At 62.6% G+C, this 11,762-nt stretch carries 10 protein-coding genes; 2 read left to right on the top strand and 8 right to left on the bottom strand.

Annotated elements, in window-relative coordinates:
- Positions 1–86: 86 nt before the first annotated feature.
- Positions 87–356: a 30S ribosomal protein S15 gene (gene rpsO / locus AC6LJY_RS01150; RefSeq protein WP_006223612.1), complete on the bottom strand. Its 270-nt coding sequence runs from the start codon at positions 354–356 to the stop codon at positions 87–89.
- Between the two features lie 294 nt (positions 357–650).
- Between rpsO and AC6LJY_RS01145 the strand changes: the two genes are divergently transcribed.
- The gene (locus AC6LJY_RS01145) at positions 651–1,169 is read left to right on the top strand and encodes a lipoprotein (protein ID WP_046807016.1); all 519 of its coding nucleotides are present in this window, start codon (positions 651–653) and stop codon (positions 1,167–1,169) included.
- Between the two features lie 108 nt (positions 1,170–1,277).
- Here AC6LJY_RS01145 and pssA read toward each other — a convergent pair whose 3' ends face one another.
- The 4 genes from pssA to AC6LJY_RS01125 all read right to left on the bottom strand — a co-directional run bounded on the left by pssA (position 1,278) and on the right by AC6LJY_RS01125 (position 5,819).
- Positions 1,278–2,054 carry a CDP-diacylglycerol--serine O-phosphatidyltransferase gene (gene pssA / locus AC6LJY_RS01140; protein ID WP_046807015.1) on the bottom strand — a complete coding sequence of 259 codons (777 nt, stop codon included), beginning with the start codon at positions 2,052–2,054 and terminating at the stop codon, positions 1,278–1,280.
- Positions 2,055–2,220: 166 nt separating this feature from the next.
- Positions 2,221–3,237 (bottom strand): ketol-acid reductoisomerase, encoded by a 1,017-nt coding sequence (gene ilvC, locus AC6LJY_RS01135; RefSeq protein WP_046807014.1) that lies wholly within the window; start codon positions 3,235–3,237, stop codon positions 2,221–2,223.
- Positions 3,238–3,313: 76 nt separating this feature from the next.
- The gene (gene ilvN / locus AC6LJY_RS01130; protein ID WP_006223608.1) at positions 3,314–3,805 is read right to left on the bottom strand and encodes an acetolactate synthase small subunit; all 492 of its coding nucleotides are present in this window, start codon (positions 3,803–3,805) and stop codon (positions 3,314–3,316) included.
- A 10-nt stretch (positions 3,806–3,815) separates the two neighbouring features.
- Positions 3,816–5,819, bottom strand: a complete 2,004-nt coding sequence (locus AC6LJY_RS01125) for an acetolactate synthase 3 catalytic subunit (protein ID WP_314358285.1) — start codon at positions 5,817–5,819, stop codon at positions 3,816–3,818.
- A gap of 353 nt (positions 5,820–6,172) precedes the next feature.
- Between AC6LJY_RS01125 and AC6LJY_RS01120 the strand changes: the two genes are divergently transcribed.
- Complete coding sequence (locus AC6LJY_RS01120) at positions 6,173–8,473, top strand: FUSC family protein (protein WP_319308224.1); 2,301 nt, start codon at positions 6,173–6,175, stop codon at positions 8,471–8,473.
- Between the two features lie 140 nt (positions 8,474–8,613).
- Here AC6LJY_RS01120 and yaaA read toward each other — a convergent pair whose 3' ends face one another.
- The 3 genes from yaaA to AC6LJY_RS01105 all read right to left on the bottom strand — a co-directional run bounded on the left by yaaA (position 8,614) and on the right by AC6LJY_RS01105 (position 11,607).
- Positions 8,614–9,390 (bottom strand): peroxide stress protein YaaA, encoded by a 777-nt coding sequence (gene yaaA, locus AC6LJY_RS01115; protein WP_046807011.1) that lies wholly within the window; start codon positions 9,388–9,390, stop codon positions 8,614–8,616.
- A 14-nt stretch (positions 9,391–9,404) separates the two neighbouring features.
- Positions 9,405–10,187 (bottom strand): 3-hydroxybutyrate dehydrogenase, encoded by a 783-nt coding sequence (locus tag AC6LJY_RS01110; protein WP_046807010.1) that lies wholly within the window; start codon positions 10,185–10,187, stop codon positions 9,405–9,407.
- A gap of 124 nt (positions 10,188–10,311) precedes the next feature.
- A complete protein-coding gene (locus tag AC6LJY_RS01105; RefSeq protein WP_314358275.1) occupies positions 10,312–11,607 on the bottom strand; it encodes a cation:proton antiporter domain-containing protein in 1,296 nt (431 codons plus the stop codon).
- Positions 11,608–11,762 lie beyond the last annotated feature (155 nt).

The following is an 11,762-nucleotide window of genomic DNA, read 5'->3' as shown; positions in this document are numbered from 1 at the left end:
TTATTCCTTACAAATGAAAAACCGTGGCCGCTGCGACAATACGTCGCACCGACCACGGTTGCGTCATGGGGAGCCAGCCCCGTCGATCACTTGCGCAGACCGAGTTTTTCGATCAGAGCGCGGTACGAATCGGGATTGCGGCCCTTGAGATAGTCGAGCAGCTTGCGGCGACGGCTGACCATACGCAGCAGACCGCGGCGCGAGTGATGGTCCTTCATGTGTTCTTTGAAGTGACCGGTCAGTTCGTTGATACGGGCGGTGAGCAGAGCCACCTGAACTTCGGGGGAGCCGGTATCGCCTTGAGCGCGTTGGAACTGCGCAACGATATCGGATTTCTTGATGTCAGCTACAGACATTGATGACCTCTTCGGACATGCGACAGGGCCGAGGTGCCCTGACGTGGTTGGGAAAAATTTGCGTAAGACCCGGCGATAAGCGTTTTTGCTTTCTCACTGCTGCTTCAATAGCTGCAAAGTGGCCGCTTTCGGCTACCGTGCAGCCGGACTGCCGGCGCAAAGCATCTTGCAAAATCAATCAATACGTTTGATAAAGCTCGGTGATTATAGCTGAAACGCTAAAATTACCCCAGAGACGGTTTCGCCTGTTCGGCAGAGGCCGGCAAGCGCCCACGGCGCCTAGAGGAGCAATAGATGTCTAAATATTACAGAACAGCCCGCATCACCCTCGCCTCCCTGGCCCTGACCGGCCTGGCCGCCTGCGCGAACCTGGCCCAGGTGCCGCCCGGCACGCCTTACGCCGATGTGTTGACCCAGTTTGGCAAGCCCAATTACACCTGCCCGCAAGCGGGCGGCGGGCAACGCGTCATCTGGACCCAGCAGCCGATGGGGCAATTTGCCTGGGGCACCAACGTGGGCACCGATGGGCGCGTGGGTCCTGTCGTGCCTTTGCTGACGGACGCGCACTTCAAGGTGCTGGAAGTCGGCGATTGGGGGCCGGACCGGGTGCGCTGTGAATTTGGTCCGCCCGCCCGCATCGAAGAGGCAGGGCTGGGCGAAAAGCGCGAAGTCGTGTGGTCGTATCGCTACAAGGAAAACGGCGTCTGGAATTCGCTGATGTACGTCTACATGAGCCGTGACGGCAGCAAGCTGACGCACTTCCATCCTGGCCCGGACCCGATGTATGACGATGAAAGGTTCATGTGGCGCTAAGGTGTCCGGGCAATAATCGCCCGACGCCAAACGTCAAACGTCAAAGATGAAATACAAAACCCGCCGACTGGCGGGTTTTGTGTGAGCGGTAAGTAATACCGACAGCGGTCAGGACGATGACTGCCCGCGACGCTCTTGCGTCAGGCGGCGCGCCTTGTTCCAGCGCCACGCCCACATGACCCAGCCCGAAAGACCATACAGCACGAACAGGCCGAACAGCACCACCGGGGGATCGCTGGACACGAACACGAACACGGCCACCACCAGCAAGATGCCCCAGAACGGCACGCTGCGGCCCAGCGCAAAGCTCTTGCCGCTGAAGAACGGCGCGTTCGACACCATGGTGATGCCAGCGTACATGGTCAGCGTAAAGGCCACCCAGGCCATCAGGCTGTCATGGATCGGCAGCTTGTTATCGACAGCCAGCCAGACGAAGCCGGCAACCAAGGCGGCGGCCGCCGGGCTGGGCAAGCCTTGGAAATAGCGTTTGTCGACAACGGCGATATTGGTATTGAAGCGTGCCAGGCGCAGCGCGGCACCGGCGACATAGACAAAGGCGGCAAGCCAACCCCAGCGGCCCAGGTCGTTCAAGATCCATTCGTACATGACCAGCGCGGGCGCAACGCCAAACGACGTCATATCCGACAGCGAATCATATTGCTCGCCGAAGGCAGACTGCGTATTGGTCAACCGGGCGACGCGGCCATCCATGCCATCAAGCACCATCGCCACGAAAATGGCGATGGCGGCGACTTCGAAGCGATCATTCATGGCCTGCACGACGGCATAGAACCCCGCGAACAGCGCCGCGGTGGTGAATGCGTTGGGCAGCAAGTAGATGCTTCGGTGGCGGTTCTCGGAATCGCGCATGGAAAAATTGGGCATAGTCTCAATAACTTACAACGGACTGTGAAAGGTTAACTCATATGGCCCCGCTTGCGGGACAGAGCAAGTGCCATGCCTGAGGAAAAGGCAATAAAAAACGGCACGCCCTTGCGAGCATGCCGTCTTTGAGGACGGGGCGCGGGGCCAGCCCCGCACCGAACGTCGATCAGTTCTTGGACTTGTCCACCAGCTTGTTCGCGGCGATCCAGGGCATCATGGCGCGCAGCTTGCCGCCCACTTGCTCGATCTGCGATTCCGCGTTGATGCGGCGGCGCGAGGTCAGCGTCGGGGCGCCGGCGGTGTTTTCCAGGATGAACTTCTTGGCGTATTCGCCGGTCTGGATGTCCGTCAGGCACTGGCGCATGGCCTTGCGGGTTTCGTCGGTGACGATCTTCGGACCCGTTTCGTATTCGCCGAATTCAGCGTTGTTCGAAATCGAGTAGTTCATGTTGGCGATACCGCCTTCATAGATCAGGTCGACGATCAGCTTCAGTTCGTGCAGGCATTCGAAGTACGCCATTTCGGGCGCGTAGCCGGCTTCCACCAGCGTGTCGAAACCGGCCTTGATCAGTTCGACGGTACCGCCGCACAGCACGGCTTGTTCGCCGAACAGGTCGGTTTCGGTTTCTTCGCGGAAGTTGGTTTCGATGATGCCGGCACGGCCGCCGCCGTTGGCGCTGGCGTACGACAGAGCCACGTCACGCGCGGCGCCCGACTTGTCCTGGTACACGGCCACCAGGTGGGGCACGCCGCCACCTTGCTTGTACGTGTTGCGCACCGTGTGGCCCGGGGCCTTCGGGGCGATCATGATGACGTCGATGTCTTCGCGCGGCACGACCTGGCCGTAGTGGACGTTGAAGCCGTGGGCGAAAGCCAGGGCGGCGCCGGCCTTGATGTTGCCGTGCACTTCCTTGTTGTAGACCGAAGCGATGTTCTCGTCGGGCAGCAACATCATGACGATGTCGGCGGCCTTCACGGCATCAGCCACTTCCTTGACTTCCAGGCCGGCGTTGGCGGCCTTGTTCCACGAAGCGCCGTCCTTGCGCAGGCCGACGATGACCTTCACGCCCGATTCATGCAGGTTCTGCGCGTGCGCATGGCCTTGCGAACCGTAGCCGATGATGGCAACGGTCTTGCCTTTGATGAGGGACAGATCGCAGTCTTTGTCGTAGAAAACTTTCATGGTTGTGCTCCAGATTCCAGTATTTTGGATATTCGATTAATTCAGATGTAGGGTGTGGCGTGGCCTGGAAGGCCGGTCAAATCTTCAAAATCCGTTCACCGCGTCCGATGCCGGACACGCCGGTGCGTACGGTTTCAAGGATGGCACTGCGGTCCAGGGCTTCCAGGAAGGCCTGTACTTTTTCCTGCACCCCGGTCAATTCGATGGTGTAGGACTTGTCGGTCACGTCGATGATGCGGCCGCGGAAAATGTCCGCCATGCGCTTCATCTCTTCGCGTTCCTTGCCAACGGCGCGCACCTTCACCAGCATCAGCTCGCGCTCGATGTGGGCGCCTTCGGTCAGGTCCACCACTTTAACGACATCCACCAGGCGGTTCAGGTGCTTGGTGATCTGTTCGATGACTTCATCGGAACCGGTCGTCACGATCGTCATGCGCGACAGCGTGGAATCCTCGGTGGGCGCCACGGTCAGGGTTTCGATGTTGTAGCCCCGCGCGGAAAACAGCCCCACCACGCGCGACAGCGCGCCGGGTTCGTTTTCGAGGAGGACGGAAATCACGTGCTTCATGGTGGCCTCCTTACAGGTCTTCAGAGCCAAGCAGCATTTCGGTCAGCCCACGGCCGGCCTTGACCATCGGCCACACGTTTTCGGTGCGGTCGGTGATGAAGTCCAGAAAGACCAGGCGTTCCTTGTGCTTGCCAAAGGCTTCGCGCAGCGCGGGTTCGACATCCGCCGGACGCTCGATGCGCAGACCCACGTGGCCATAGGCCTCGGCCACCTTGACGAAGTCGGGCAGCGAATCCATGTAGGACTCGGAATAGCGCGAGCCGTAATCGATCTGCTGCCATTGCCGGACCATGCCCAGGAAACGGTTGTTCAGGCAGACGATCTTGGGCGTCAGGCGGTATTGATGACAGGTCGACAGTTCCTGGATGTTCATCTGGATCGACGCTTCGCCGGTAATGACGGCAACGTCGTGCCCAGGGTTGGCCATCTGCACGCCCATCGCGTACGGCAGCCCCACACCCATGGTGCCCAGGCCGCCGGAGTTGATCCAGCGGCGCGGCTTGTCGAACTTGTAGTACTGGGCCGCCCACATCTGGTGCTGGCCCACGTCGGACGTGACGAAGGCGTCGCCGCCCGTCACTTCCCACAGCTTTTCCACCACGTACTGCGGCTTGATGACTTCGTCCGAGTTGGCGAACTTCAGGCATTCCTTGCCGCGCCACGTTTCCACCTGCTCCCACCACTTGGTGATGGACGCGGGCTTGTGCTCGGCGGCCGCCACTTCGTATTGGGCGGACAGGTCGGCCAGCACATCCTTGACGTTGCCGACGATCGGGACGTCCACGCGCACGCGCTTGGAGATCGACGACGGATCGATATCGATATGGATGATCTTGCGGGCGTTTTGCGCAAAGTGCTTGGGGTTGCCGATCACGCGGTCATCGAAACGCGCGCCGATGGCCAGCAGCACGTCGCAGTGCTGCATCGCCATATTGGCTTCGTACGTGCCGTGCATGCCGGGCATGCCCACGAACTGGCCGCTGCTGGCCGGGTAGCCGCCCAGGCCCATCAGGGTGCTGGTGCAAGGCGCACCCAGTTGCGACACAAGCTTGTTCAACTCGGGCGCGGCGTTCGACAGGATGACGCCGCCGCCCGTGTAGATCATCGGCCGTTCGGCGGCCAGCAGCATCTGCACGGCTTTCTTGATTTGCCCCTGGTGGCCCTTGTTGACGGGCGCGTAGGAACGCATCGAGATCTCGCCCTTGGGCGGCGTGTATTTGCACTGCGCGACGGTGATGTCCTTGGGGATATCGACCAGCACCGGGCCGGGGCGGCCCGTGCGCGCGATATAGAACGCGCGGCGCATGGTTTCGGCCAGGTCCTTGACGTCACGCACCAGGAAGTTGTGCTTGACGCAGGGACGCGTGATGCCGACGGTGTCGCATTCCTGGAACGCATCTTCGCCGATGGCCGCAGTGGGCACTTGCCCGCTGATGATGACCATGGGGATGGAATCCATATAGGCGGTGGCGATGCCGGTGACGGCATTGGTCACGCCCGGGCCGCTGGTCACGAGGCAGACGCCAACCTTTTGCGACGAGCGCGAATAGGCATCGGCGGCGTGCACGGCGGCTTGCTCGTGACGAACCAGGATATGCTGAAATTTGTCTTGCTTGAAGATCGCGTCGTAGATGTAAAGCACTGCGCCGCCGGGATAGCCGAAAACGTGTTCCACGCCCTCATCGGCCAGGCAGCGCACGACGATATCGGCGCCATTCATTTCCATGTTGTATTTCCTTTCAGTACCGGCCCTGCAACCCTGACTGCTGCTCGCCCGGATACGGCGGCAACGGAACCCATACCGGCTACGACAACATGATCCGGCGCTTAGCGGCTCACGGAGCCACGCCACCCGGACACCCTGCCGACCCGGCACACGCTCGACAGAACGCAGTGCAAACGCCCCTGGGGGACGCTGGAGGTCGAAATGGAAGCTTTGGCAACACACGCTTGTGGCGCGGCCAACAGCAAGTATCACTGCGGCGGGATGGCTGGGGAGGTGACCCGTTACCATCCGCCTCAACGCACCGGTATCGGATAGGCAGACCGGCGCAAGAGATGGAATTTACCGCGTTGCGTCAAAGGTAGCAAATCGGCGTGAAGCGACCGTTGCACGCGCGATGCAAGGCGAATTGCGAGAAAGTCCCGCAACCATCCGACCCCAGAATATATGCCGCCCACGGGGGCAGCATTGCCCCCCTGGGCCGGCCACAGCGGGGAAAGGGGCCCCCACGCTTCGCGCCCTTCGTGCGCTCTCTGCCCCCCCAAGGGGGCAGCTTTCCCCTTGGGGCGGCCCAGCGGGGAAAGGCCCTAACTCGCGGGCGCATCTATATACTTGCCGCATCGCGAGAATTAGGCCCCGCCCCCATGGATTTGCGCATCGCCAGCATCCGCCGCTTCCTTTACAGCCACTACTTCTTCGGGGGGGTGCGCCAGGGGGTTGGCATGCTGTTGCCCGTGCTGGTGCTGGGTGGGCTGTTCGGCAACTACACCACCGGGCTGGTCGCCACGTTTGGCGCGCAGTGCCTGGCCATCATCGACCAGCCGGGCGGGCCGCAGCGCCATCGCACCAACGAAATGCTGGGCGGCGCGGCGCTGGGTACGCTTACCGTCATCATTACCGGCCTGGCCTCCAGCAACCCCGTCCTGATCTGGTTGGTGGTGATTGCGCAGTGCTTTGTCTATTCGATGTTCACGGTGTTCGGCAAGCGCGGCGGGCTGATCGGCTTTGCCGGCCTGTTGCTGATGACGTTGACCATGCATTCGCCGCTGGAGCCGCACCAAGTGCTGGCGCATGCCGCCGCGACGCTGGGCGGCGCGTTGTTCTACGTGGTCTTCAGCCTGGGCTTTTCGCGCCTGTTCTGGCTGCGCGAAGAACAGCAGGCCATGTCGGTGGCGCTGTTCGCCACCGCTGACTACGTGGCCGCTCGCGCCGCTTTCTACGACGAAACGGCCGACCTGGACGAGGCCTACCGCGCACTGATCCAGCGCCAATCGATCATGACGGAAAAGCACCAGGCCGCGCGCGACATGGTGCTGCGCGCGCTGCCACGCGGCAAGGGCGTGGGTGACCGCCAGCGCGTGATGATCTGGAACATGTTCGTGGACATGCTGCAATTGCTGGACACGCTGGTTGCCACGCATACCGACTACGCGTCGCTGCGCCGCACGCTGGCCGGCAACGACTGCCTGATGTTCATGCGTGACGCGCTGGTCAAGATGTCGCTGGAATTGAATCGCATCGCGCTGGACGTGTCGCGCGGCCGCCCGGTGCAATACCGCAGCAGCGCCAAGGCCGAGCTGCGCGCCATCGAATACGAAATCGAACAGCTGAAACAGCAAGGCTTGGGCGAACGCGAACCCGAGATGCTGGCGCTGATCATCCAGGTGCTGCGCCGCCTGCGCAATTCGGCCCGCATCGTGGACCGCCTGGCCGACCACACGGCGGCATCGCCCGACGCCAAGCCCACCGACGTCTTGCGCATCAACAAGTCGTTGACGCGATTCATCTCGCGGCAGGAATTCCGCATTGGGCTCCTGACCAGCAACTTGCGGCTGGATTCTCCCCATTTTCGCTACGCGCTGCGCGTGACGGCCGCCGCCGCCATTGCCATGACGCTGGCCAGCCGCTGGTTGTCGCCGGAGTTTTCCGCGCACAACTACTGGATCATGCTGACCATTGTCATCATCATGAAGCCCGGCTTCGCGCTGACGCGGCAGCGCAATGGCTGGCGCCTGGGCGGCACCTTGATCGGCTGCATCTGCGCCCTGCTGCTGTTCAACCTGACCGACAGCCCCGAGATCCTGTTCGCCGTGCTGCTGGGCGCCTGCATCATGGGCAACAGCCTGGTGCAGCTGAACTACATGGCCAGCGCCATATTCAACACCCTGTTCGTGGTGCTGGTGTTCCACTTCGTGTCGCCGGGCACGGTGTCGATGTCGGTGATTGGCGAACGCGCCATCGACACGCTGCTGGGTTGCGCGCTGGCGCTGATATGCAGCTACATCCTGCCGTGGTGGGAAGCGCGCTACCTGAAGCCGCTGGCGGCCGCCGCCACGCGCGCCAACCGCGAGTACCTGGTTGCGGGCCTGCGCTACGTGGAAGCCATGCAGGCGCATGGCGCGCCGTCAAACGTGGCCACAGCTACCGCCACGAATGCCGCCACGACCGCCGGCACAACCCCTGCATCCCCCGCCGCCAGCCCCACTGCCACATCCGCCGCCGACACGCCCGCCGTCATCGACGCCGACCTGGCCTGGCGGCTGGCGCGCAAGAACGTGCACATTGCGTTCAGCAACTTCGCCGAAGCGTTCTATCGAATGATGAGCGAGCCTAAGTCGCACCAGCAAAGCGTGCCGGAATTGAACAACCTGCTGATCCAGAACCACGTGCTGGCATCACAGATCACGGCGGCGATTCCCATCCTGGCCGCGCTGCCCAAAACGCCCGAGGCGGTGCAGCTTGCCATGAACGGCATGGTCGACCTGCTGGACGAAAAGCGCCCGCAGATCGCCACCACCCTGCCCACGCAGTTCGACACATCCGGAGAGCAGGCGGCGTTGGCCTATCCGCTGAAACAGATGCTGAAGGCCTCGCACATGATTCGCCAGGAATTGCAGGCGCTGGCCGACCCGACGCACGCACCGCCGCTAGCGGCGGCGGCCTGAAGGCGAAGGTCTTGGTGACCCGCAAGACGGGCAAAGCGCGCGAAGACGTGGAACAGTACTCACGTCAACCGCGCGCTTACCGCGTCGACTGATGACGGCGTCGACGGACCACGCCGTCCACGCATCACCGCATCACCGCATCAATCCGCCAGCTTGCGGCGAAACACCAGCTTGTCGTCCGTCGATGCCGAGGCGTCGTAGGCGTAGCCTTCCAAATCAAAGCCTTGCAAGCCTTCGGGCTTGGTCACCTTGTGCTGAATCGCGTAGCGCGCCATCAACCCACGCGCCCGCTTGGCGTGAAAGCTGATGATCTTCCAGGCGCCGTTCTTCCAGTCCTGGAACACGCACTGCACCACGCGCGCCTTCAGCGTCTTCAAGTCAACTGACTTGAAATATTCCTCGGACGCCAGGTTCACGATGACCGGCGCCTTCTTGCCTTCCAGGCGCTCGTTCAGATAGTCCGCAATGGTCGAACCCCAGTACTCGTACAGGTTCTTGCCCTTGGGCGTTTCCAGCCGCGTGCCCATTTCCAGGCGATACGGTTGCATCAGATCCAGCGGCCGCAACACGCCGTACAGGCCGCTGAGGATGGCCACGTGCTCTTGCGCCCAGTCCAGCTGCTTGGCAGACAGGCTGGAGGCGTCCAGCCCTTCGTACACATCGCCGTTGAATGCCAGCACGGCCTGGCGCGAGTTGGTCTGGGTGAAGCTGCGCTTCCAGTGCGCATAGCGCTGCGCGTTCAGTTCCGACAGCGCCGGGCTCAGGCTCATCAGGCCGGCGATGTCTTCGGCGGACTTGGTCTTAAGCACTTTGATCAGGCCGGCGGCCTGATCCACGAACAGCGGCTGGGTATGCGTCTCGATATGCAAAGGCGAGTCGTAGTCCAGCTTCTTGGCGGGGGAAAGCAAAAACAACATTCGTAGTTCCTTTATCAGCGCGCCGTCCAGCCACCATCGACCGAAACGGACGTGCCCGTAATTTGCGCCGCGGCGTCCGAGGCCAGGAACACGGCGGTGCCGCCCAATTGCTCCGGCGTCACGAATTGCAGCGACGGCTGCTTTTCGCCCAGCAGTTCGCGCGCGGCGGCTTCCTGATCGACGCCATTCTTTTGCGCCAGCGCGGTGATCTGCTTTTCCACCAGGGCGGTGCGCACCCAGCCCGGGCAGATGGAATTGGCGGTGATGCCCTGCCCGGCCGTTTCCAGCGCCGTGACTTTGGTGAAGCCCACCACGCCATGCTTGGCCGCCACGTAGGCCGACTTGTTGGCCGACCCGACCAGGCCGTGCGCCGACGCGATATTGATGATGCGGCCAAAGCCCTGCTTCTTCATGTGGGGCAGCGCGGCGGCGGTGCCGTGGAACACGGCGGACAGGTTCAGCGCCAGGATGGCATCCCACTTTTCAGCGGGAAAATCCTCGATCAACGCGGTGTGCTGGATGCCGGCGTTGTTGACCAGGATGTCGATGCGGCCCAACTGGCGCACCGTGTTCTCGACCAAGCCGCGCACCGCGTCGCCCTTGGACAGGTCGGCGCCGTCGTAGACGACCTTCACGCCATGCTTGTCGGCCAGGCCGGCGCGCACTTTTTCAATCTCGGCGGCCTCGCCAAACCCATTCAGGACAATATCGGCGCCTTGCTGCGCGAAGGCCGTGGCGATACCCAGGCCGATGCCGCTGGTGGAACCGGTGACTAGGGCGACTTTTCCTTTAAGCATGCGCATTCTCCTGGGGTCTGGCGGGGGTGACGGTGGGGTGACCGTGGGGTCGAAAAGCAGAGCGGAGACAAGTGTAGCCGCCCTGCAAGACGGCAATCATGCCATGACCCCACGCAGTGCGGGGTCAAGCGCGAGGGGGGCTGTCGGCGGGGGTTGTCGAGGGGCTTGCGGGCGTGTTTGCCGCGGCGCTTGCCGAGGCGCTTGTGGACGTGTCAGCTGAAGAACCGGACAACGGCTCCGACTCCGGCGAAGGCGCCGTCTGCGCAGGGCCGGGCAGATCCGCCATGCCGCCCCGGTTCTCCGGCACGCGCTCCAGCAGCTTGATCAGCACCGGCACCACGCCCATCGAAATCGCAACCACGACGGACAGCACATCGCGCTGTTCAAGATTCACCAGGTGGTTGTCCCAGGCTTCGTTGAAGATGGCGAAGCTGAACTCGCCGCCTTGGGCCAGCACCATCGCGAACAGCAGCCGGTGGTAGCGCGGCAAGCCCAGAAATCGCGCGAATCCATACAGGACCAGCGCCTTGACGACCAGCAAAGCCGCCACGCCGCCAAGAATGAACGACCAGTGGTCGGCCACCACCTTCAAGTTGACGGACATGCCGATGGCCAGGAAGAACAGGCCCAGCAGCAGCCCCTTGAAGGGTTCGATGGCGCTTTCAAGGTCGTTCCGATAGCGCGATTCCGCCATCAACACGCCCACCAGGAAACCGCCCAGACCGGCTGACAGGCCGGCGTAGTCGAACAACTGCGCCGCGCCCACCACCATCAACAGCGCGGCCGCCGTAAACAGTTCTTGCAGCTGCGCCTTGGCGGCCCAGCCCAGCAGGCGCAGCCGATAGGCCAACGTCACCACCGCCACGGCCACCAGCGCTTCCTTGAAAGACGGGGCCGACGTGCCGTCGGACCCCAGCAGCCCCGCCGCCACCAACATCGGAATGGCTGCCATGTCCTGAAACAGCAGCACCCCCAGGGCCGATCGCCCCAGCGGCGTGCGGGTCAACGTGCGCTCATCCAGCAGCCGCAGCGCCACCGCCGTCGACGACAACGCCAGCGACAAGCCGCACAGCACGGCAGCCTGCCATCCCATACCGGCCAGATGCCGCAGCGCCGCGCCAAACACCAGGCCCAGCAGCAGGCCGCAAACCAGCATCTGCAAGGTGCCCAACAAAAAGACCTCGCTGCGCATGGCCCACAAGCGCTTGGGCGACAGTTCCAGCCCGATGATGAACAGCATCATCACCACGCCCCATTGCGACACGTTGATCATGGTGTCGACGTTGGTCACCAGCTTCAGGCAGGACGGCCCGATCAGCACGCCCGCGATCAGGTAGCCCGGTATGGCGCCCAGCCCCAGACGCTGGGTGATCGGCACGCACAACACGGCGGCAAGCAGAAGGATAAGGATGAGGTCCATGGAACAGGATGCCGGCTGGGGATGATGGGGAAAGACCGAAGGCGCGCAGCGCGAATGGAAGGATTCTGGGCAAAGATCGCGACCACCGGAAGCGTCGGACGCCTCCCTTCAAAGATTTTTTCGCACCCCCTTTACACACAAGAAAAAATTCCTGT

The organism is Achromobacter sp. RT286_PF, assembly GCF_059760425.1.
Note: the sequence above shows the minus strand (reverse complement) of the source record. Positions and strands in the feature narration are given on the sequence as shown.